Source organism: Pseudomonas sp. CFSAN084952 (assembly GCF_009648855.1).
Taxonomy (GTDB): domain Bacteria; phylum Pseudomonadota; class Gammaproteobacteria; order Pseudomonadales; family Pseudomonadaceae; genus Aquipseudomonas; species Aquipseudomonas paracarnis.
Window position 1 is genome coordinate 3,919,982 of record NZ_CP045767.1, and the last position, 20,857, is coordinate 3,940,838.

General features: G+C 60.2%; 21 protein-coding genes. 3 read left to right on the plus strand and 18 right to left on the minus strand.

Annotated features, from left to right (window positions below):
- Positions 1 to 15 precede the first annotated feature (15 nt).
- Entirely contained in the window at positions 16 to 1,221 is a 1,206-nt protein-coding gene (locus tag GH769_RS17740; RefSeq protein WP_032901590.1) for an acetyl-CoA C-acetyltransferase, read from the minus strand.
- Between the two features lie 646 nt (positions 1,222 to 1,867).
- On the opposite strand from GH769_RS17740, the gene GH769_RS17745 reads away from it, so the two are divergent.
- Entirely contained in the window at positions 1,868 to 2,674 is an 807-nt protein-coding gene (locus GH769_RS17745; RefSeq protein ID WP_032874164.1) for a cytochrome c, read from the plus strand.
- Positions 2,675 to 2,819: 145 nt separating this feature from the next.
- Here the strand turns inward: GH769_RS17745 and GH769_RS17750 are convergent, their stop codons facing one another.
- The 14 genes from GH769_RS17750 to GH769_RS17815 all read right to left on the minus strand — a co-directional run bounded on the left by GH769_RS17750 (position 2,820) and on the right by GH769_RS17815 (position 14,389).
- Complete coding sequence (locus GH769_RS17750; protein ID WP_032901589.1) at positions 2,820 to 3,602, minus strand: transglutaminase family protein; 783 nt, start codon at positions 3,600 to 3,602, stop codon at positions 2,820 to 2,822.
- Entirely contained in the window at positions 3,599 to 4,549 is a 951-nt protein-coding gene (locus tag GH769_RS17755) for an alpha-E domain-containing protein (protein ID WP_019820590.1), read from the minus strand. Before GH769_RS17755 ends, GH769_RS17750 begins: the two co-directional genes overlap by 4 nt.
- A 4-nt stretch (positions 4,550 to 4,553) precedes the next feature.
- The gene (locus GH769_RS17760; protein WP_019820591.1) at positions 4,554 to 5,963 is read right to left on the minus strand and encodes a circularly permuted type 2 ATP-grasp protein; all 1,410 of its coding nucleotides are present in this window, start codon (positions 5,961 to 5,963) and stop codon (positions 4,554 to 4,556) included.
- A gap of 427 nt (positions 5,964 to 6,390) precedes the next feature.
- Positions 6,391 to 6,732, minus strand: a complete 342-nt coding sequence (locus tag GH769_RS17765) for a ribonuclease E inhibitor RraB (protein ID WP_003193463.1) — start codon at positions 6,730 to 6,732, stop codon at positions 6,391 to 6,393.
- A gap of 213 nt (positions 6,733 to 6,945) precedes the next feature.
- On the minus strand, positions 6,946 to 7,182 hold the full coding sequence (locus GH769_RS17770) for a hypothetical protein (RefSeq protein ID WP_014719530.1): 237 nt from the start codon (positions 7,180 to 7,182) through the stop codon (positions 6,946 to 6,948).
- Positions 7,183 to 7,285: 103 nt separating this feature from the next.
- Entirely contained in the window at positions 7,286 to 7,891 is a 606-nt protein-coding gene (locus tag GH769_RS17775; RefSeq protein ID WP_020302604.1) for an START domain-containing protein, read from the minus strand.
- 41 nt (positions 7,892 to 7,932) lie between these two features.
- Positions 7,933 to 8,187, minus strand: coding sequence for a YkgJ family cysteine cluster protein (locus GH769_RS17780; RefSeq protein WP_014719532.1), 255 nt, complete (start codon positions 8,185 to 8,187; stop codon positions 7,933 to 7,935).
- Positions 8,188 to 8,349: 162 nt separating this feature from the next.
- Positions 8,350 to 8,841: a hypothetical protein gene (locus GH769_RS17785; protein WP_014719533.1), complete on the minus strand. Its 492-nt coding sequence runs from the start codon at positions 8,839 to 8,841 to the stop codon at positions 8,350 to 8,352.
- Positions 8,842 to 8,935: 94 nt separating this feature from the next.
- Positions 8,936 to 10,375 (minus strand): PLP-dependent aminotransferase family protein, encoded by a 1,440-nt coding sequence (locus tag GH769_RS17790; RefSeq protein ID WP_003193472.1) that lies wholly within the window; start codon positions 10,373 to 10,375, stop codon positions 8,936 to 8,938.
- 264 nt (positions 10,376 to 10,639) lie between these two features.
- Complete coding sequence (locus GH769_RS17795) at positions 10,640 to 11,452, minus strand: OmpA family protein (protein ID WP_019820595.1); 813 nt, start codon at positions 11,450 to 11,452, stop codon at positions 10,640 to 10,642.
- On the minus strand, positions 11,449 to 11,811 hold the full coding sequence (locus tag GH769_RS17800) for a DUF4398 domain-containing protein (protein ID WP_014719535.1): 363 nt from the start codon (positions 11,809 to 11,811) through the stop codon (positions 11,449 to 11,451). The genes GH769_RS17795 and GH769_RS17800 overlap by 4 nt, the downstream gene beginning before the upstream one ends.
- A 9-nt stretch (positions 11,812 to 11,820) precedes the next feature.
- Complete coding sequence (locus tag GH769_RS17805; RefSeq protein ID WP_073454564.1) at positions 11,821 to 12,636, minus strand: ABC transporter substrate-binding protein; 816 nt, start codon at positions 12,634 to 12,636, stop codon at positions 11,821 to 11,823.
- Positions 12,637 to 12,707: 71 nt separating this feature from the next.
- Positions 12,708 to 13,637, minus strand: a complete 930-nt coding sequence (locus GH769_RS17810; protein WP_014719537.1) for an electron transfer flavoprotein subunit alpha/FixB family protein — start codon at positions 13,635 to 13,637, stop codon at positions 12,708 to 12,710.
- A gap of 2 nt (positions 13,638 to 13,639) precedes the next feature.
- Positions 13,640 to 14,389, minus strand: a complete 750-nt coding sequence (locus GH769_RS17815; protein WP_014719538.1) for an electron transfer flavoprotein subunit beta/FixA family protein — start codon at positions 14,387 to 14,389, stop codon at positions 13,640 to 13,642.
- Positions 14,390 to 14,905: 516 nt separating this feature from the next.
- Between GH769_RS17815 and GH769_RS17820 the strand changes: the two genes are divergently transcribed.
- Positions 14,906 to 16,570, plus strand: a complete 1,665-nt coding sequence (locus GH769_RS17820; protein ID WP_020301874.1) for an electron transfer flavoprotein-ubiquinone oxidoreductase — start codon at positions 14,906 to 14,908, stop codon at positions 16,568 to 16,570.
- Positions 16,571 to 16,738: 168 nt separating this feature from the next.
- Here GH769_RS17820 and GH769_RS17825 read toward each other — a convergent pair whose 3' ends face one another.
- The gene (locus GH769_RS17825) at positions 16,739 to 17,632 is read right to left on the minus strand and encodes an AraC family transcriptional regulator (protein ID WP_003193483.1); all 894 of its coding nucleotides are present in this window, start codon (positions 17,630 to 17,632) and stop codon (positions 16,739 to 16,741) included.
- Between the two features lie 181 nt (positions 17,633 to 17,813).
- Between GH769_RS17825 and GH769_RS17830 the strand changes: the two genes are divergently transcribed.
- Positions 17,814 to 18,866, plus strand: coding sequence for an NAD(P)-dependent alcohol dehydrogenase (locus tag GH769_RS17830; RefSeq protein ID WP_014719540.1), 1,053 nt, complete (start codon positions 17,814 to 17,816; stop codon positions 18,864 to 18,866).
- On the opposite strand, the gene GH769_RS17835 is transcribed toward GH769_RS17830, so the two are convergent.
- Together GH769_RS17835 and araH are read right to left on the minus strand one after the other, a co-directional pair.
- Complete coding sequence (locus GH769_RS17835) at positions 18,867 to 19,670, minus strand: IclR family transcriptional regulator (protein WP_014719541.1); 804 nt, start codon at positions 19,668 to 19,670, stop codon at positions 18,867 to 18,869.
- Between the two features lie 220 nt (positions 19,671 to 19,890).
- Positions 19,891 to 20,856, minus strand: coding sequence for an L-arabinose ABC transporter permease AraH (araH, locus tag GH769_RS17840; protein WP_014719542.1), 966 nt, complete (start codon positions 20,854 to 20,856; stop codon positions 19,891 to 19,893).
- Position 20,857 lies beyond the last annotated feature (1 nt).

Sequence of the window (20,857 nt, forward strand, 5' to 3'; positions counted from 1 at the left end):
ACAAATTCCTTAGGCTCAGAGACGTTCGATGATGGTGGCGATACCCATGCCACCGCCGACGCATAAAGTGGCCAGGCCGTAGCGTTGCTGGCGCGCCTCCAGCTCGTCGAGCAAGGTGCCGAGAATCGCGCAGCCGGTGGCGCCCAAGGGGTGGCCCATGGCGATGGAGCCGCCGTTGACATTGACCCGTGCGGCGTCGATGCCCATGTCCTTGATGAACTTGAGCACGACCGAAGCGAAGGCTTCGTTGACTTCGAACAGGTCGATGTCCTCGACCCGCAGGCCGGCCTTGGCCAGCGCCTTGCGAGTGGCCGGCGCGGGGCCGGTGAGCATGATGGTCGGGTCGGTACTGGTCACCGCCGTGGCGACAATACGCGCCCGCGGTTGCAGGCCCAGTTCACGGCCTTTGGCCTCGGAACCGATCAGCATCAACGCGGCGCCATCCACAATGCCGGAACTGTTGCCCGGCGTGTGCACATGGTGGATGCGCTCCACGTGGCTGTAGACCCGCAACGCGGTGGCGTCGAAACCCATCTGGCCCATCATTTCGAAGCTCGGCTTGAGCTTGCCCAAGCCCTCGAGGGTTGAGTCGCCGCGGATAAATTCGTCATGGTCCAGCAGCACGATGCCGTTCTGGTCGTGCACCGCGATTAGCGACTTATTGAAGGAACCGTCTGCCCGCGCCCTGGCTGCTTTCTGCTGGGACTGTAGGGCAAAGGCGTCGACATCCTGGCGCGTGAAGCCTTCCAGGGTGGCAATCAGGTCGGCGCCAATGCCTTGGGGCGTGAAGTGGCTGTGCATATTGGTTTGCGGGTCGAGTACCCAGGCGCCGCCATCGCTGCCCATGGGCACGCGGGACATGGACTCGACGCCGCCAACAACCACCAGGTCTTCGAAGCCGGAACGCACTTTCATCGCCCCCAGGTTCACCGCTTCCAGGCCCGACGCGCAGAAGCGATTGACCTGCACACCGGCCACACTGACATCCCAGTCGGCCACCAGCGCGGCGGTCTTGGCGATATCGGCGCCCTGGTCGCCAACGGGCGTGACGCAGCCCAGGACGATGTCATCCACTTGGCGGGTGTCGAGGTCGCTGCGCTGCGCCAGCGCCGTGAGCAAGCCAGCCACCAGGTTTACCGGCTTGACGCTGTGCAGGGCACCGTCGGCCTTGCCCTTAGCCCGGGGCGTGCGTATCGCATCAAAAATCAAAGCTTGGGTCATGACATCCTCGAACCGCTGTGGGTGTGTGCTCCTACCTTAGGCCCGATTGACACGGTTTCAATGACGGATGCGCTCATTGCTTTTGACCCCCTCGCTCGGACGAACGGTAGGTTCCTACGGGAAATGCCTGATTAATCGTTTTAGCTGTCTAGCCCTAGGGCTGGCGCCAAGATGGCAATAAGCCTCATGCCGTTTTTAGCGCAAATACTTCTTAGCTGATATGAAATGAGTCTAAGCCAGAAAGAACGGGCGCTCTAAGGTTGAATCTGTAAGACGCTGTTGCCGGGTTTTGCTGGAACAGTTGTAAGAAAAGTGCAACGTCACCTCGCGATACTGAAATAAACCAGCACGCATTTGACGCTCAGGAATAACAACAAAAGAAAAGGCAGTCAGCCATGTTCAAACAATCGAAAGTACGTCAGGCGGGACTTATTCTGTTCGCCACCACCTTGATTCTGATCTTGCCCAATTTAACCAAGGTTATTGGGTGACACTCCCCGCTTGCGTGCACACACCGCACCAGGCCTGCAGTTTTTGGCAGCACCTGCCAGGACATTGCGCTTAGCGCTCCTGTTGCAGGGGCTGTCTTTTTACCTGCCGTTTTCCGTTATCGTGTGCGCCCTCACTCTCGCAACGGGCCTGTGCCTTGAAACCGATCCTCGCCCTTTTTGCCCTGCTGCTGAGCCTGCCCGCGGCGGCGGCACAGTTGACCATCGAGTTGGACCACAGCCAAAAGACCTGGCAGACCGCCGAGTTGCTCAAGCACCCCGACGCTCAGACGGTGCAGATCGTCGATGATGTGTCCTACAAGCGCACTATGACCTATCGTGCGGTGCCCCTGGCGGTGCTCTTACCGGGCCTTAAATCTGCGAACCACCTGCAAGCCGTTGCCCTTGATGGTTTTGCCGCCGAACTTGCCGCCGCGCCGTTACTGGAAAAAAACGGCGCCCGCGCCTGGCTGGCCGTGGAAGACCCGGCCCATCCATGGCCACCGCTGGCGCAGGGCAAGCCCAGCGCCGGGCCGTTCTATCTGGTCTGGACCAACCCTCAAGCCGGGCATATCAGCCCCGAACAGTGGCCGTTCCAGGTATCGAAACTCAAGCAGTTGCAGACGGTTGGCGAGCGTTTCCCGGCGTTATTGCCCGACCCGAAGCTGGCGGCGAACGACCCGATCAACCAGGGCTTTGCGTTGTTCCAGAAGAACTGCCTGGCGTGCCATCGCCTCAATGGCGGCGGTGATGCCCAGATGGGCCCGGACCTGAATGTGCCCTACAACCCCACCGAGTATTTCAGCGGGGATTTCCTCAAACGTTACATCCGCGACCCGCAAAGCCTGAGGCAGTGGCCACAGGCGAAGATGCCGGCGTTTACAGCGAGTGTATTGCCAGACAATGAGTTGGACTTGCTGGTGGGGTATTTGCGGCATATGGCGGGCCGCAAACAGCAACCTTGAGCCTGCGCTGTATCGATCGTTCCCACGCTCCGCGTGGGAACGCCTCTTGTGATGCTCTGCGTCACGCTTTGGGACGCGGAGCGTCCTCGGCTGCATTCCCACGCAGAGCGTGGGAACGATCAAGCAACGCAGAGCGCGGGGGCGATCATTGCTGCGGCGCCACGAATACCTTGGCATGCATCTGCTCATGCCCACCGCCACGGCGCATCCCCCGGACCGGGCAGGCGTCGAGGTAGTCCAGGCCCACGGCCAGCTTCAAGTGCCGCTCCGGCCGCGCCAGTTGGTTGGTCACGTCAAAGCTGTACCAGGCGTCATCCAGCCAGGCTTCGGCCCAGGCATGGCTGGCCAGGTGCGTGCTGTCTTCGGTATACAGATACCCCGACACATACCGCGCAGGGATCCCCAGGCTGCGTGCGCAGGCCAGGAACGCATGGGTGTGGTCCTGGCACACCCCAGCGGCACCTGCGAAGGCTTGGGCGGCGCAGGTATCGACGTCGGTCGCACCGGGGGTGTAGACCATGGTGTGGTTAAGCGCGTGCATCAAATCGATAAGCGCCGTGCGATCACGACGCTGATGGCAGTGTTGCCCGGCAAACCCGCGCAGGGCGTCGTCGGGCTCGGTGAGGCGAGTGGAGCGCAGGAACGGAAAGGCAGACTGACTTTCGTGTTCGGCCTCGCGCAATTCATCGATCTCCACCACGCCCCGGGCGCCGATGATGATGGCGTCGTGGGGTTCGTCCAGCGTGAGCACATGCAAGATATTGCCGAAGGGGTCCACCTGAGCCCGCACCGGGCGCGGCAGGTCGAGTTGCCAGCTCAGCACGTGTTGGCGCTCGCTGTCATGGGGCGTCAGGCGCAGGTACTGGATGCTGGCGCGCACCTGGTCTTCGTAGTGGTAGGTGGTGTCGTGGCTGATGGAGAGTCTCATGCCGCCTCCAGGTAGGAACTGTAGATGGCGTCGCCCAACTGGCGGACCAAGGGGATAAAGTCGGTCAGCCAGGCATGCAGGCCTTCTTCGAGGATTTCGTCGATGGCGGTAAAGCGCAGGCGCGCATCCATCTCGGCGGCCAGGCGCTGGGCCGGGCGGCCGTTGATGCCGGGCAGGCTGGCGAGGATCTGGTCGATCTCTTCGCTGCAAGCGCGCAGCGAACGCGGCACATCCGCGCGTAACAGCAGCAGCTCAGCCACTTGCCGAGCCCCCGGGGCATCGCGATAAATCTCGGTGTACGCCTCGAATGACGACAGTGCGCGCAGCAACGCACTCCATTGGTAATACGCGTGGGCCGTGCCATCGCTGACCACCGCCGCGTGTTCGCCGGCCATTTCGTAGCGGGCATCGAGCAAGCGCAGGGTGTTATCGGCGCGCTCGATAAAGGTGCCCAGGCGAATAAAGCGGAAGGCATCGTTGCGCATGATAGTGCCGTAAGTGGCGCCCCGAAACAGATGGGAGCGCTCCTTGACCCACTCACAAAACCGGCTCATGCCGTAATGGCTCAGGCCCTGCTGGGCGATATCGCGTATGTCCAGCCAAGTAGCATTGATGTTTTCCCACATGTCGGCGGTGATTCGCCCACGTACAGCGTGAGCGCTGGCCCGCGCCGCACCCAGACAGCTGTAGATGCTCGCCGGGTTGGCCGCGTCCAGGGCAAAAAAGTGCAGCAAGCGTTCAGCGTGCAATGGACCATGGCGCTCGTGGTAATCCTCCAGGGTGCCGGTGATCAACAGCGGCATGGCCAACTCGTGCAGGCCATCGCCGCGCCCGTCCTGAGGCATCAGCGACAGCGAATAGCTGACATCGAGCATGCGCGCGAGGTTTTCGGCACGCTCCAGGTAGCGCGACATCCAGTACAAATCCGAGGCAGTTCTACTCAACATGGCATCAGCCCTCGACCACCCAGGTGTCCTTGGTTCCGCCGCCCTGGGACGAGTTGACCACCAGCGAGCCTTCACGCAGCGCCACGCGGGTCAGGCCACCCGGTACCACGCGGGTCTCCTTGCCGGACAACACGAAAGGGCGCAGGTCTATGTGGCGCGGGGCGATGCCGTTCTCGACAAAAGTCGGGCAGGTAGACAAGCACAGGGTCGGCTGCGCGATATAAGCGTGTGGCTTGGCCTTGATACGTGCCCGGAACGCTTCGATTTCTGCCGTGGTAGACGCCGGTCCAACCAACATGCCGTAACCACCGGAACCCTGGGTTTCCTTGACCACCAGCTCGGGCAGGTTGGCCAGTACGTGGGACAATTCGTCAGGCTTACGGCATTGGAAGGTCGGAACGTTCTGCAGGATCGGCTCTTCGTCGAGGTAGAAGCGAATCATCTCGGTGACGAACGGATACACAGATTTGTCGTCCGCAACCCCGGTGCCAATGGCGTTGGCCAGCACCACATTGCCGCAACGGTAGGCGGCGAGCAGGCCGGGCACACCGAGCATGGAGTCCGGGTTGAAGGCCAGCGGGTCAAGGAACGCATCATCAAGGCGACGGTAGATCACATCGACAGCCTTGGGCCCGTCGGTGGTGCGCATGAACACACGGTCATCGCGCACGAACAAATCCGCACCTTCTACCAATTCCACACCCATTTCCCGAGCCAGGAAGGCATGTTCGAAGAACGCGCTGTTGAAACGCCCGGGCGTCAGTACCACCACACTGGGGTTATCCAGGGGGCTGGCGCTTTTGAGGGTGTCGAGCAGCAGGTTGGGGTAATGGTCGATGGGCGCGATGCGCTGGGCCGCGAACAGCTCGGGGAACAGACGCATCATCATTTTGCGGTCTTCAAGCATGTAGCTGACACCGCTGGGCGTGCGCAGGTTGTCCTCGAGCACGTAGTACGTGCCGTCGCCATCGCGTACGAGGTCGACCCCGGAGATGTGCGAATAGATATCGCGGTGCAAATCCAGGCCCTGCATTGCCAACTGGTATTGCTCGTTGGCCAGTACCTGTTCGGCGGGGATGATGCCGGCCTTGATGATGCGTTGATCGTGGTACAGGTCGGCGAGGAACAGGTTCAGCGCCTTGACCCGCTGGATGCAGCCGCGCTCGACAATCCGCCATTCACTCGCTGGAATGCTGCGGGGGATGGTGTCGAAGGGGATCAGGCGCTCGGTGCCTTGTTCGTCCCCGTAGAGGGTGAAGGTGATACCGGCGCGGTGGAACAGCAAATCGGCTTCACGCCGGCGCTGGGCCAGCAGTTCGGCAGGGGTGTCGGCCAGCCAACGGGCGAACTCGCGATAATGGGGGCGAACCTGCCCTGCCCCATCGTACATTTCATCGTAATAAGTGCGGATCATGCCGTACTCCTTGTCACCCGGACGCAAGAACCTTCGCAAGGCCCGTGCCAGCGGCATAAACACTTAATAATCAACCAGTTGCATAATCCAAGCGCATTCCTCGCACCGTCCTGGTGCGCACAATGGCTTGGGTCACGTCGCGCGCCTCATTGCAATGCGGTCTTTGACTATCAACAGCATAGCCAGAGTTGATTTCACTGCCCGGCTGGCGCTGCGGATAATCACCTCCATCGGCTGAACAGGAGACGTCCTACAGCGAAACCTTTTGTGCAAGCGATATCGTGTTACTTGTGTACTGATCTACTCCCTTGAGCTTCCCTTTCCGCCACCCTATCCGGGTGGCTTTTTTTTGCACGTAAAACGCCGTCCAAACAAAATCGGCCGACCCAAAGGTCAGCCGATACGCTGTGGTGCTCATAAATACCAACTACATGGGTAACCCACGCACCTCCTGCTTGACGCCCCATCCTTCAATGATCCCTCCCAGGGGCTCGACCACTGCTTCAAAGTCTTGCTCGAAATCTCCTATGCCGTCGTAGGTTGCGAACATGATTTTGCTCAGTTCCAGGTACCAGGCGCCATCGTCGCGCGCGCTGACCTGAGCGTTGAGGGACTCCCCACGAAATCGACCCGCCGCCCTGCGCGCCCGTTCCTCATCCGGGAAAATGGCGTAGAACTCGATGGGGTGAAAACGCGAGAAATCAAAGCCGCCTTCTTTCATGCGGCGCAGTACGTTGGTGCTGATGTCTTCTTGATAGGCTGTGCTCATGAAACGTCCTCCTCAAACCGATGGATAGACTTTCCGTGCTTCCTGAAGCCCCGCGCCCTGCTGGCGTGGGCACCACGGCATAACAACGCCGCAGGAAAACAAGCATGTAGCTGACAAGACCAGACCTTAGCGATTCATTCGCTGATCTCGATTGCAGAGTAGCGCGAAGCTATCACCTCCACCAGAGGTGCTCGTGTGGCGTGTGAAAAATGTTTAGACGGAGGGAGAAATATCGAGAATCTGGATACTGTTCTGGTCTTTGAGAATCTTGACCGTCGGCTCGGGTTTCCGGCCTTCCAGGTCATTGAGATCGAGTTCGGCAGCAATCGGCACCAGCTTCGCACGAATCATATGCGCAGCGTCTTCGAGGCTGGGCTTTTGTTCGCAGGTGAACTGCTGCACGGACTTTTCACCGTGATCATCAACGAAGGTAATTTGCCACGTTTGCATCGGTGCCTCCTCGATAAAACCCATAGGTGGGCTTACAAGTATCTGGACCTTGGCGGCGCGCAAAACGTTCCGCTCAAGCCCGGAGGCACCGGATCAACTGCACTTATTTTTCAGCGTGATCTTTCAAGGCTTTCAAAGTGTTGAACGGCGCTTCCACCACGAACTTGTTGGCCAGCCACGAGGGGACACTGCCACCTGGCTCGGTGTGTACCTGGTAGGTGACTTCGGTCTGGTTATCGCCCTTTGGCACCAGTTTCCAGAAACCGTCCACCTGGGCAACCCGCACGTAGCCTTTTGCTTCTGGCTTGTAGGTCGGCACACCTTCCAGTTTGCGCGTGACGGTGCCGTCAGCGGCTTTGGTGGTGGTGACGTGGATGTACGAGTCGCGGTCCGTCACGGGGAACGGGGCCTTGAACTGGGTGTAGGTCCAGGCCTCGTCGCCTTTCTTGTCGACGAGTTGCTGGGATTTGCATTCATGGATCCATGCGCAAGCACCGACCACATCTTCCTGCAGCGCCTGGACCTTGGCCAAAGGCGCCTTGATCACCGTCACACCGCGATACGCCTTGTACTTGGAACCGGCAATCTCGCTCAGGGAGACCTTGATACCGTCTTCGTCCTTGGCGACTTGCCAATCCTCAGCCTGGGCAGTAGCCGCCAACAACAGCGTAAAACCGCACAGTACAGCCACTCGTTTCAGCGAACCCATCGTTGTATTCCTTATTGTTGAAGTTCCGATAGTAAAGCCCATCAAGCCGCCGTCATCTGTTCCCACCAACCGATCAGGCGAATGGCATCGGCCTGGTCATTGCCGCACACCTCAATATCGGGCTTGAAATCACTGCATACGGCTGGCCGCTGCGGTTGACCGAACAACTGGCACAGTTGTTCCACCGACAAGTGCACGCAGCGAACGCCAGCGGGCTTGCCATGGGGCATTCCCGGCAACGGTGAACTGATGGAGGGGGCAATGCAGCATGCGCCACAGCCTTCACGGCATTTCATGACCAGCAGGTCCTCGACGACTCAATAGGGATGGCCGGGCTAGAGTACGCCCTTAAACAGACGTTTTAAAATGGCCCAACAGGGGTTTTTCGCACAAAACAAAAGTGACCGACCAGTCTGCGACAGATGGTCGGCGACCTGGGTCACCTGTGGTGCGAAAGTTTATTGCTTGAATTCGAAATCCAGCGCAGCGCCTTCAACATCACGGCGCTCTTCGTTACGCAGTTGCAGCTTCATCTCATTGCTGAGCAAGCGGCCGTTGATCTGAAACGCGCTGTTGTCGGTGGGCTTTTCGCCAAACATTGGCGGCAGCAAGGGCACACTCTTGGGCTTGGGCATGGTACCGATGGGTTGCAAGTGCCTGACCATGTCCGAAGGCAGGGACAGGTCCAACTGTGCCGGTGGCAGTTTGGTCTGGGCGACTTCATGGGCCGACTTGGACTTGCTCGCCACGGGTGCACGCTTTTTGGTCGAGGCGGCTTTCTTTTGTGCGGCGGGGGCTTTTTTCGCAGGCGCTGGCTGCTTGGCTGAGGTCTTTTGCTCGGCACCGACAGCAGGCTTGCCTTCAGCCACCGGCGCTGCAGCCAGTACGCTCCCGGCATTGCACAGGCTCAGCAGACCAAGCATCAACGTAACGCGAAAAATAGAAGTCATATCGCCAACAGCATTAACGGCAGAAGGCCATATGCTCGCTTGTTGTGCGCGGCATGACAAGGGCACAGATCAGTCTTGTGCCCTTTTGCTCGCCTCAAAAACCCGCTGCGGCCTCCTGGCACAGCTGGCTGGCAAGCATTCCCAGGGTCATCAACGCCCTCTCCGCCTCGCGGTTCCACGGCGTGCCGCAATTGAGGCGAATACAGTGGTTGAACTGTTCGGTATTACTGAAAATCAGCCCTGGCGCAATGCTGATGCCTTGTTGCAGGGCACGCACATGCAGTTCCTGAGTATTGACCCGCCCCGGCAAACTGACCCACAAGATAAAGCCGCCGGTCGGGCGGGTCATCTGGGTGCCTTCGGGGAAATACTGCTGCACCGCCAATTGGAAGGCACTGAGGTTCTTGCGGTATTCCTGGCGGATGTAGCGCAAATGACGGTCGTAGCCACCGTTTTCCAGATAGGCCGCGACGCCCATCTGCGTGACGCTGCAAGCAGAATGCGTGCTGAACATCTGCAGGCGCTGGATTTCCTGCTGGTACTTGCCGGCAATCATCCAACCAATGCGCACGCCCGGCGACAAGGTCTTGGAAAAGCTTGAGCAATAGATTACGCGGTCGAGGCGGTCGTAGGCCTTGAGGGCTTTGGTGCGGCCGAGTTCGAACATCAACTCGCCGTAAATGTCATCTTCGACGATCTGGATATCGAAGTCCGAGGCCAGGCGCAGCAACTGTTTCTGCCGCTCCTCCGGCATGGTGCCGCCCAGCGGATTACTCAGGCGCGTGGTCAACACCAGCGCCTTGATCGACCATTGGTTGGCGGCCAGTTGCAGGGCTTCCAGGCTCATGCCTGTGGCGGGGTCGCTGGGGATCTCGATCACCTTGAGGCCCAGCAGATCAGCCAATTGCAGCAGGCCGTAATAGGTGGGTGATTCAGCCGCGATCAGGTCGCCAGGGCGCGTCAGCACGCGCAACGACATTTGCAATGCATCGACACAGCCGTGGGTGATCACCACTTCGGAAGGGTCCACCACCACGCCCGCATCGCGCATACGGATCGCCACCTGGCGCCGCAATGGTTCAAAGCCAGGGCTGAACATGTAGCTGAAGGCCCGTGGGCTCTGGAAACGCGTGACCTTGGCCAACTGCTGATGCAGTGCCCGCACCGGCAGGTAGTCGACACTCGGCACCGCCGCGCCCAAGGGAAACACCCCTTCGCGGCGCGACTCGACCAGCACCTGCTGGATGATACTGCTACGGGTGACCAACCCTGGGCGCTCGACCCGTGCGATATCAGGCGTAGGCGCCGTGAGTGCTGGCGTCTGGTGCACGTAATAGCCCGACTGCGGCCGCGCCCGGATCAGCCCCTGGTCTTCCAGGTTGGCGTAGGCCTGCAGCACCGTGGCATGGCTCACATTGAGCTGGGAACTCATCTTGCGCACCGACGGCACGCGCTCCCCCGGTTGGTAGACACCGCGCCGGATGTCCTCAGCCAGTTGCTGGGCAATACGTTGGTAAAGCAACAGATTGGTCATGACGCAGCACTCGATTTCACGGGTATTTTATTTTTGTGTGAAACATACCGGCACAGTTTAGAAGTGTACGGGGACAGTTGCCACAATAGTCGAGCGCGGGCGGGAGTGACAGTAAAAACTGCGGGGGAGCTGGGGTGGGCATCGCCGAAACGAAATGTGGGAGCGGGCTTGCCCGCGAAAGCGGTATGTCAATCAGTACATTCGGTACTGAGCCACCGCATTCGCGGGCAAGCCCGCTCCCACAATTTGGATCTGCGTCAGACTTTAGCGTGCTGCGCCCAATTGGCCCTTCTCGTCAGAGAACACAATTTCCACTCGGCGATTCTGTGCACGACCACGCTCGGAGGCATTGGCTTCCACCGGGTATTGGTCGCCATAACCCTCGACCTCGATGCGCTTGTCATCAATACCCAGGTCCATCAACAGATCGGCCACCGATTGAGCACGGTCGCGGGACAGTTTCAGGTTTTCCTGCTCGCCACCGGTGTTGTCGGTGTAGCCCTCGATGCGCACCCGACGCTTGGGGTTCAGTTGCAGGAATTGCACGATCTTGAGCACCGTGCGGTTGGCGGAGTTCTGCAGTTCAGCTTCGCCGGTGTCGAACAGTACGTCCCCCAGGGTCATCACCAGGCCACGGTCGGTCTGGGTGGTGAGGCTGGCGATTTGCGCTTCAACCCACTTGCCCTGCTGTTGCACGCTGGCCAGCTTGTTTTCGCGCAAGGCCAGTTGCAGGCGCTGACGTTCCAACTCCAGTTGGGTGCCGCGCTCGGCATTCAGGCCCTGCTGGGTGTGCTCTCGGGCGATGGCGCTGTAACGCTGGCTCAGGTAAGCGTAATGCACCACATCCGCGCCGCTGCCCCAGTAGCTGGACAGGCGATCGGCGCGGGCCAGGGACTCGCCGGCGCGGATCACGTCCTTGGGGGCGAAGCGCAGTACGTTGGCGTCTTCCTTGACCTTTTGAAAGTCATCGCCGGCCTGCTGCAACGCCTGCTCGCTCGTGGGTTGGCTGGCACAGCCGCCCAAGGCCGCGCCGCCCAGCAGCAGTACACAGCTCAAACTACGGATCATCGGGCTCATTGTGCGTCTCCCAACTGCAGTTGCTTACGCAGGCGAGTGATACGGGTATTGAGCACGTTCAATTGTTCCTGGCTCTTGCCGGTCAGCACTTTGGCTTCGGCCAGGCGTGCGTCCAGCTCAGCCTGCTCGGCGCGCATCCGCGCTCGCTTGTAGGATTGGTCGGCCATGTTGCCCTTGGCCCGGGCGAATTTTTCTTCGGCCAGCTTCAGTTCGGGGGATTCATCGGTGTTGGCCCCGACCGCGGTGGCTTGTTCCAAGGCTTGCTGGGTCAGGCGCATTTGTTCGATCGGCGCAGGATCGGTTGCGCATCCCGCCAGCGCGACAACGGCAAGGGCCGCGAAAAGAGCTCGAAAAATCACTGTAAATCCCTACTTTGTTGGGGTGCCGACAGGTTGTTGCAGTTGCGCTTTCCAACGCTCCAGATTGCGCTGCAGCGCGGCTTGAGCGGCACCGGAGGCGGGCAATTCTGTCATCTTTTTCGTCAGCTGTCCGCGAAGCCAAGGATCATTGCAGGCCGAGTTGTGGGAAACCGCCAGGTACAGGCCAGGCTGGTCGACAGGCACCTCATGGGCCACCAGGTCATTACTCATGCCCAGGGTCTGGGCCATGGCCATGCCGGAATAGCGCCCAGCCAGCACGTAGTCCACTTCACCGAGCAACAGTTTCTGGAAAGCCGGCGTCAAATTGGGCAGGCGTTGCAGGTTGAGTTGCTGGCTGGCGAAGGTTTCGAACTCCGCGCTCAAGCGCGCACGTTCCGAGACTGCGCCTTTGTGGCCGTGCAAATCGGCGGCGGTGGAATAGACCACGGCTGAATCCTTGCGCGTCCATACCAGGTAGTCGGTCTGCATCAGCGCCGGATGGATGTAGTCGAAGTGGTCCAGCTCACCCAGATTCAGCGGTGCGTCGGCGAGAATGTCCATGCGCCCGCTACGCGCTTCATCCAGGGCCAGGGAGCGTTTGCCACCGTAGAGCAGGTCGATTTTCAGCCCGAGGTCCTTGCCCACTTGTTGCAGCACGTCAGCGGTCGCGCCGATCAGGTGCGTAGGGTCCTGAGGGTCGCGCCAGAGCAAAGGCGGTGCGTCCGGGCTGCCGGTGATTACCAGGCGCTCGCACTTGCCGGCGGCGAGCGTCAGGCTCGGCAGCAGCGTAAGGCCCAACAGTAAGGCCCAGGGGCGCAGTTGCATGGCAAGACTCTCCCGATCAGTAAAAAAAACCCGGTCATAAGACCGGGCTCTTTATAAGTGAAGTGGCTGGATTAGACCAGCTTCTCCAATTCAGGTACGGCTTCGAACAAGTCCGCCACCAGGCCATAATCGGCTACCTGGAAGATCGGCGCTTCTTCGTCCTTGTTGATCGCAACGATCACCTTGGAATCTTTCATACCGGCCAAGTGCTGGATAGCGCCGGAGATACCGACGGCAATGTACAGCTGTGGCGCAACGATCTTGCCGGTCTGGCCGACCTGCATGTCGTTGGGTACAAAGCCTGCGTCGACAGCAGCGCGGGAAGCGCCGACCGCAGCGCCCAGCTTGTCGGCCAGGGCGTACAGGTGTTTGAAGTTGTCACCGTTCTGCATGCCACGCCCGCCGGAAACGACGATCTTGGCAGCGGTCAGTTCAGGACGGTCCGACTTGGCCAGCTCTTCGCCGACAAAGCTGGAAGTGCCAGCGTCGTGGGCAGCGGAGACGGCTTCAACGGCAGCCGAGCCACCTTCGGCAGCAACCGGGTCGAAACCGGTGGCGCGCACGGTGATGACCTTGACCGAGGCGTTGGACTGCACGGTAGCGATGGCGTTACCGGCGTAGATCGGGCGCTTGAAGGTGTCGGCGCTTTCTACCGAGATGATCTCGGAGATCTGGTCAACGTCCAGCTGCGCGGCAACGCGTGGCAGGATGTTTTTGCCGTTGGAGGTAGCGGCGGCCAGGATGTGGCTGTAGCCAGCGCCAAGCTCGGCGACCAGCGGTGCAACGTTTTCCGGCAGCTGATGCGCATAAGCGGCATTGTCAGCGTTCAGGACTTTGCTCACGCCTGCGATTTTCGCAGCGGCTTCAACCACGGCGCCAGCGCCCTGCCCTGCTACCAGGACGTGGATGTCCCCACCGATTTTAGCGGCAGCGGCCACGGTGTTCAGGGTGGCCGGGGCCAGTACCTTGTTGTCGTGTTCAGCGATTACCAAGATAGTCATGATTAGATTACCTTCGCTTCGTTTTTCAGTTTCTCGACCAGTTCAGCCACCGACTTGACCTTGATGCCCGCGCTGCGTGCAGCCGGCGCTTCGACTTTGACGGTCTTGTTGGTAGAGGCGGTGGAAACGCCCAAAGCGTCCGGAGTCAGCGTCTCCAGAGGCTTCTTCTTGGCTTTCATGATGTTTGGCAGGGACGCATAACGCGGCTCGTTCAAACGCAGGTCGGTGGTGACGATGGCCGGCAGTTTCAGGGAAACCGTCTGCGCGCCGCCGTCGATTTCACGGGTAACCGCAACGCTGTCGCCGCTCACTTCGACTTTCGAAGCGAAGGTGCCCTGGCCGTAACCGGTCAGTGCAGCCAGCATCTGGCCAGTCTGATTGTTGTCGCTGTCGATGGCTTGTTTGCCCAGGATCACCAGCTGAGGCTGTTCCTTGTCGACAACGGCCTTGAGCAGTTTGGCAACGGCCAGGGAGGTCAGCTCTTCAGCAGACTCCACCAGAATGGCGCGGTCGGCGCCCAGGGCCAGAGCGGTACGCAACTGCTCTTGGGCAGTGGTCGGCCCGATGGACACCACGACGATTTCCGTCGCCACGCCTTTCTCTTTCAGGCGTACGGCTTCTTCCACAGCGATTTCGCAGAAAGGGTTCATCGACATCTTGACGTTAGCAAGGTCGACGCCGGAATTGTCCGCCTTGACGCGAACTTTCACGTTGTAATCGACAACGCGTTTGACAGCTACAAGAACCTTCATGGATTCCTCGTTACTCTCCGGTGAAAAGAAAGTCGCCTAGGCGAACCTGGCGGTTGATGCTCATCGGCACACAAGGGCACCTCCAAAGACCTCGGCAGTGGCCTTGCACACGGGAAATGACGACCGTTCGTCAGTGGTGACTGAGAGGTCATTCTTTATCGCGGCGTGTAAACTGCGCCCCAACGTTTGGGTGCGCATCACCTTTATTGCCTTCAGCCTGTCTTTGGACGTGCTCTTGAAACCTGCAGTCTGCCTACGGGAAGCGCAAAACCGACCGTATCTTGACCGGAACGCCTATTCTGGTCAATACGGCAAAATGGTCAGTCATAAGCCCCGTTGCTTTGATTTATCTAGGCTGCAGGCAATTCAAACAAACGTTTGTATTGGACGCTGTCAGTGGTCTATATATAATGCGCCACCTAGAGAGACAGGTGGGTGCTGCCTTCGCGCAGAACTACACCGAACCTCCACCCATTAGAAAAAAAAGCCTGTTGAGCCTTGAGTAGGAGATAGCCTGTGGAACGCGAATACATGGAATTCGACGTGGTCATCGTCGGCGCTGGCCCGGCTGGCCTGTCTGCCGCCTGCCGACTGAAGCAGAAGGCCGCCGAAGCCGGTAAGGAAATCAGCGTCTGCGTGGTCGAGAAAGGCTCCGAAGTCGGCGCCCACATCCTCTCCGGTGCCGTGTTTGAACCCCGTGCCCTGAATGAATTGTTCCCGGACTGGAAAGCACTCGGCGCCCCGCTCAACACCCCGGTGGTGCGCGATGACATCTATGTACTGCGCAGCCCGGAAGCCTCCACCAAGGTGCCCGACTTCTTTGTGCCCAAGACCATGCACAACGAAGGCAACTACATCATTTCCCTGGGCAACCTGTGCCGCTGGCTGGCCCAGCAGGCCGAGAACCTGGGCGTGGAAATCTACCCAGGCTTCGCCGCCCAGGAAGCGCTGTTCGACGAGAACGGCGTGGTACGCGGCATCATCACCGGCGACCTTGGCGTTGACCGTGAAGGCAAGCCAAAAGACGGCCTGTACACCCCGGGCATGGAACTGCGTGGCAAGTACACGCTGTTCGCCGAAGGCTGCCGTGGCCACATCGGTAAGCAACTGATCCAGCGCTTCAACCTGGACAGCGACGCCGACGCCCAGCACTACGGCATCGGTCTGAAGGAAATCTGGGAAATCGACCCAGCCAAGCACCAGCCGGGCCTGGTGGTGCACACCGCCGGTTGGCCGCTGGACATCATGGGTAACGAGAACACCGGTGGCTCGTTCCTCTATCACCTGGAAAACAACCAGGTGGTGGTCGGCCTGATCGTCGACCTGTCCTACAGCAACACCTTCCTGTCGCCGTTCGATGAGTTCCAGCGCCTCAAGCACCACCCGGTGCTGGCCCAGTACCTGGAAGGCGGCAAGCGGGTCAGCTACGGCGCCCGCGCGATCTGCAAAGGTGGCCTGAATTCGCTGCCGAAGATGGTCTTCAAGGGTGGCGCGCTGATCGGTTGCGATCTGGGCACCCTGAACTTCGCCAAGATCAAAGGCAGCCATACCGCGATGAAGTCCGGCATGCTCGCCGCCGACGCCGTGGCCGACCGCCTGTTTGCCGAATCCGAGGGCGGCGACGAACTGACCGCGTATGTCGACAGCTTCAAAGCCAGCTGGCTGTATGAGGAACTGTTCGCCAGCCGCAATTTCGGCCCGGCCGTGCACAAGTTCGGCGCAATCATTGGCGGCGGTTTCAACTGGCTCGACCAGAACATTTTCGGCGGCAAGATCCCTTTCACCCTGCACGACACCAAGCCGGACTACGCCTGCCTGAAGCTGGCCAAAGACAGCCAGAAGATCGACTACCCCAAACCCGACGGCAAGTTGAGCTTCGACAAGCTGAGCTCGGTGTTCATCTCTGGCACCAACCATGAAGAAGAGCAGCCGTGCCACTTGAAGCTCAAAGACCCAAGCATCCCGATCGGCACCAACCTGCCGCTCTACGATGAACCGGCGCAGCGCTACTGCCCGGCTGGCGTGTATGAAGTGGTGACCAAGGAAGACGGCGAGAAGCGCTTCCAGATCAACGCCCAGAACTGCGTGCACTGCAAGACCTGTGACATCAAGGACCCTTCGCAGAACATCACCTGGGTGACACCGGAAGGTGCGGGTGGGCCGACTTACCCGAATATGTAAGTCGTTCGCTTAACCCAAAAAGGCTCCCGAGATGGGAGCCTTTTTTGTGGGCGACATCGATAAAAATGTGGGCGCTGGCTTGCCTGCGATGGCGGCCTTCAGGTGCCAAATGTATGGCTGACCCACCGTTATCGCAGGCAAGCCAGCTCCCACAATGACCTCGTGGTGTCAGGCGGCCCGCTCTTCACCTGGGTTGCGCAGGAAATAGCGTTTGTACTCCCGGCTGAACTGCGACGTACTCTGGTACCCCACTTTGTGCGCCGCCTGCGCCACACTCATGCCTTCCACCAGCAGCAACTGCTGGGCCTTCAATAACCGCAAGCGCTTGAGGTACTGCACCGGTGACAACAAGGTGCAGCGTTTGAAATGCTCATGAAAGGTCGAGGCACTCATGTGCGCAAATCCGGCCAACGTCTCGATATTCAGCGGCTCGGCGTAATGGGCATGCAGGTGATTCAATGAGGTGGCGATGCGCGAAAACTGCCCCTGTTGTTCCACCAGCGCACGCAACACATCCGCCTGAGGCCCACGCAAGGCGGTGAACAACAATTCGCGCACCCGCGCCGGGCCCATGATCCGGCTTTCCAGCGGATCGTGCAGGCACTGCAACAACCGCTCGACGCAGCCGCGCATCGCATCGTCCAGCACCACCGAACTCATCGATTCCAAGGTCTGCGCGGTCGGCGGTGGCCCGGCCTGCATGCCCATGGCAATCACCAACTCGCCCAACACCACGCGGTCGATGCCTACCGTCACGCCATACAGCGGCGCCTCGGGGGCCATGGCAAAGGTCTCGCATTCGAACGGCACCGGCATCGCCTGGATCAGGTAATGCCCGGCGCCATACTCCAGCGTGCGGGGGCCAAGGTAGGCGACTTTGCTGCCCTGGGCCACGAACATCAGGCTTGGCTCATAGATCTGCGGCCCACGCGCCACATCGCAACTGGCGCGCAGCACCTGCACACCGGGCAAGTGAGTCGGGGAAAAACCGTCGCGGGGCGTGAGCCCTTCGATCAAGGCAACCAGCGTGGCATTGGCGTCCAAATGGCGGGTCAACAGCATGGCAAAAAACTTCGCGAATAAGAGATGACAGCATCATCGCAGGTCTGGCGGCCAATATATCCAAACCTCAGGCACTGCCGGACGAATAGGCATGAGACTCGGAGCATTTGCCATGTTCGCGCCCCCAGGCCGACGCGCAGAATTCGCCACCTCTGCAGTCCAAGCTTTTGTGAGGTTTACTATGTACACCGCCATCGGTTACGCCGCCCAGTCGGCCACCACGCCCCTCGCCCCGATGTCATTTGAACGCCGCAGCCCGCGCGTCGATGACGTGGCCATCGAGATTCTCTACTGCGGCGTGTGCCACTCCGATATCCACCAGGCTCGCAACGAGTGGGGCATCGCCGTGTACCCGTTGATGCCGGGCCACGAAATTGTCGGCAAGGTCACCGCCGTCGGCGCCAATGTGACTGCCCATAAAGTCGGCGACCTGGTGGGCGTAGGCTGCATGGTGGACTCGTGCCGTCACTGCGAAGCCTGCCAATCGGACCTTGAGCAATACTGCCTCGAAGGCCCGACCATGACCTATGCCACGCCGGACCGCGTGGATGGCAGCAACACCATGGGCGGTTACTCCGACAGCATCGTGGTCAGCGAACATTTCGTGGTGAAGATCCCGGCCAAGCTCGACCTGGCCAGCGCTGCGCCGATCCTGTGTGCAGGTATCACCACTTACTCGCCGCTCAAGCACTACGGCGTGAAAGCCGGCGATAAAGTCGGGATCCTCGGCATGGGTGGCCTGGGCCACATGGGCATCAAGTTCGCCAAAGCCATGGGTGCCGAAGTGACGCTGTTCACGCGTTCGGCGAGCAAGGCCGAGGAAGGCCGTCGCCAGGGCGCCGACCATGTGATCGTGTCCACTGATGCCGAGCAGATGAAAGCTGCTGCCGGGCACTTCGACTTCCTGCTCGACACCATCCCGGTGCAGCACGACCTGAACCCCTACCTCGATGTGCTGCGCTTTGACGGCGTGCATATCCTGGTCGGCCTGATCGAGCCGGTGGACCCGCCCGTCAACGCCGCCAAGCTGGTGCTGGGCCGTAAAGTCTTGGCCGGCTCGCTGATCGGCGGCATTGCCGAAACCCAGGAAGTCCTGGATTTCTGCGCCGAGCACAACATCACCTGCGACATCGAGATGCTCGACATCCGGCAGATCAACGAAGCTTACGCACGCATGATTGCCGGTGATGTGAAGTACCGCTTTGTCATCGACATGGCAAGCCTGAAAGCCTGATCAGGCCTTGGCGCCCAACTCCGCTGACAGCCGGGCTGCGACCTGTTTGATCACAGGAATCAGCTCGGCCATTTTCTCCAGCGGCATGTAGGGCACCGTACTGGCGATGCTGATGCCGGCGACGATGCGCCCGCTGGCATCGCGCACCGGTGCGGCCACGCAGCGGATCGAAGGCTCGTTGTCTTCGAGGTCAAACGCGTAGCCACCCTCGACATACTCATGCATGCGTTGTTCGAACTGCGCCCAGGATTGCTCCGGGTGCTGCGGCCATTGCAGGCTTTTGCCCGCCGTCGGCAAGCTCGCCTCGTACAAGCGCTGCCACTCCTGCGGCGAGTCATCCAGCATCAACGCCTTGCCGATACCGGTGCGCGCCAACGGCATGCGATGGCCGACCCGCGAGCGCATTTCCGGCCCATTGCGGCCGGGGTTCTTGTGCAGGTAAAGCACCTCGTCGTACTCACGAATCGCCAGGTGAATGGTATCGCCGGTCAGCGCCGACAATTCATCCAGGTAGGGCACCGCCAGGTTCACCAAGGGCAACTCTTCACGGGCCTGGAACCCTAACTCGATCAGCTTGGGCCCCAGCAGATAACCGACCTGGGGCACCACACGCAGGTAACGCTCGTCCACCAGGCAACTGGCCAGGCGGTGCGTCGTGCTGCGCGTGGTGCCGATGCGCCGGGCGATCTCCTTGAGATCCCGCGCACCAGCCGCCACCGCTTGCACCACCCCCAAGCCGCGCAGCAGGGTCTGGGTGCCGGTGGGGGCGGCGTCTTTGACGGGGGTGGGGGCGTTTTCCTGCATATCGGGCCTATAAGTATGAAAGCGGGGGCATTATGGCAAATACCGCCCTCCTGAACACAGAAGATCCAAGGTGGGAGCTGGCTTGCTGTGGCGAGGGAGCTTGCTCCCGTTCGACAGCGCAGCTGGAGCCGGCTTTTGGGGGCGCTTCGCACCCCAGCGCAAGCAAGCTTGCTCGCCACAGCAAGCCAGCTCCCACAGTTTGATCTTCACAGGGCGAACATCAGCGTTGCTTCATGCGGTCGATGATGACGGCCAGCAAGAGGATCGAGCCACGAATCACATATTGGTAAAAGGTATCGATGTTCTTCAGGTTCATCGCATTCTCGATGATCGCCAGAATCAACACCCCGGCAATCACATGGCGGATCATGCCAATGCCGCCGCTCAACGACACACCGCCCAGCACACAGGCCGAAATCACGGTCAGCTCGAACCCCTGGCCAATCATCGGCTGGCCCGAGGTCATGCGTGACGCGAGGATCACCCCGGCCAAGGCGCCGATCAAACCGTGCACGGCAAAGATGATGATCTTGGTGCGATCGACATTCACCCCCGCGAGTAACGCGGCTTCCTGGTTGCCGCCAATGGCCATAGTGTTGCGCCCGTAAGTGGTGTAATTGAGCAACCAGCCAAAGAACACAAAGCACAGCACGGTGATGATGATCGGCACCGGCACGCCCAGCAGCTGGCCGTTGCCGAACACGAAGAACCCTTCATTCATCACCCCCACCGCCTTGCCGTTGGAGAAGATGTAGGCCAGTCCGCGCACGATCTGCATGGTCGCCAAGGTGGCAATCAACGCGTTGATGCGCAGCTTGGCGATCACAATGCCGTTGATCAGCCCTACCACCAGGCCCATGGCCAAGGCTGCCGACACGCCGAGTGCCACGCTGTCGGTGTCGCGCATCACGATGCCCGCCACCACCCCGGCACAGGCGATCACCGAACCCACCGACAAGTCGAAGTGCCCCGAGGCCAGGCAGAACAGCATGGTGCAGGCGGCGATGCCCACGGTGGAAATCGCCAGACCGAGGCCGCGCATGTTCAACGGAGACAGGAAGTTATCGATGAACACCGCGCTGAGCACAAAAATGCCCAGCGCCGCCAACAGCATCACCCAATCATCGAGAAATTTGCGCTGATTGAAACCTGGCCAGAAGCCCTTTGCTGTTTTTACCTCAGACATA

Bases quoted from the DNA above. Each gene is read 5' to 3' on its own strand.
- GH769_RS17740 (WP_032901590.1), bottom strand. From the start codon at position 1,221: ATGACCCAAGCTTTGATTTTTGATGCGATACGCACGCCCCGGGCTAAG.
- GH769_RS17750 (WP_032901589.1), bottom strand. From the start codon at position 3,602: ATGAGACTCTCCATCAGCCACGACACCACCTACCACTACGAAGACCAG.
- GH769_RS17755 (WP_019820590.1), bottom strand. From the start codon at position 4,549: ATGTTGAGTAGAACTGCCTCGGATTTGTACTGGATGTCGCGCTACCTG.
- GH769_RS17760 (WP_019820591.1), bottom strand. From the start codon at position 5,963: ATGATCCGCACTTATTACGATGAAATGTACGATGGGGCAGGGCAGGTT.
- GH769_RS17765 (WP_003193463.1), bottom strand. From the start codon at position 6,732: ATGAGCACAGCCTATCAAGAAGACATCAGCACCAACGTACTGCGCCGC.
- GH769_RS17770 (WP_014719530.1), bottom strand. From the start codon at position 7,182: ATGCAAACGTGGCAAATTACCTTCGTTGATGATCACGGTGAAAAGTCC.
- GH769_RS17775 (WP_020302604.1), bottom strand. From the start codon at position 7,891: ATGGGTTCGCTGAAACGAGTGGCTGTACTGTGCGGTTTTACGCTGTTG.
- GH769_RS17780 (WP_014719532.1), bottom strand. From the start codon at position 8,187: ATGAAATGCCGTGAAGGCTGTGGCGCATGCTGCATTGCCCCCTCCATC.
- GH769_RS17785 (WP_014719533.1), bottom strand. From the start codon at position 8,841: ATGACTTCTATTTTTCGCGTTACGTTGATGCTTGGTCTGCTGAGCCTG.
- GH769_RS17790 (WP_003193472.1), bottom strand. From the start codon at position 10,375: ATGACCAATCTGTTGCTTTACCAACGTATTGCCCAGCAACTGGCTGAG.
- GH769_RS17795 (WP_019820595.1), bottom strand. From the start codon at position 11,452: ATGAGCCCGATGATCCGTAGTTTGAGCTGTGTACTGCTGCTGGGCGGC.
- GH769_RS17805 (WP_073454564.1), bottom strand. From the start codon at position 12,636: ATGCAACTGCGCCCCTGGGCCTTACTGTTGGGCCTTACGCTGCTGCCG.
- GH769_RS17810 (WP_014719537.1), bottom strand. From the start codon at position 13,637: ATGACTATCTTGGTAATCGCTGAACACGACAACAAGGTACTGGCCCCG.
- GH769_RS17815 (WP_014719538.1), bottom strand. From the start codon at position 14,389: ATGAAGGTTCTTGTAGCTGTCAAACGCGTTGTCGATTACAACGTGAAA.
- GH769_RS17825 (WP_003193483.1), bottom strand. From the start codon at position 17,632: ATGCTGTTGACCCGCCATTTGGACGCCAATGCCACGCTGGTTGCCTTG.
- GH769_RS17830 (WP_014719540.1), top strand. From the start codon at position 17,814: ATGTACACCGCCATCGGTTACGCCGCCCAGTCGGCCACCACGCCCCTC.
- GH769_RS17835 (WP_014719541.1), bottom strand. From the start codon at position 19,670: ATGCAGGAAAACGCCCCCACCCCCGTCAAAGACGCCGCCCCCACCGGC.
- araH (WP_014719542.1), bottom strand. From the start codon at position 20,856: ATGTCTGAGGTAAAAACAGCAAAGGGCTTCTGGCCAGGTTTCAATCAG.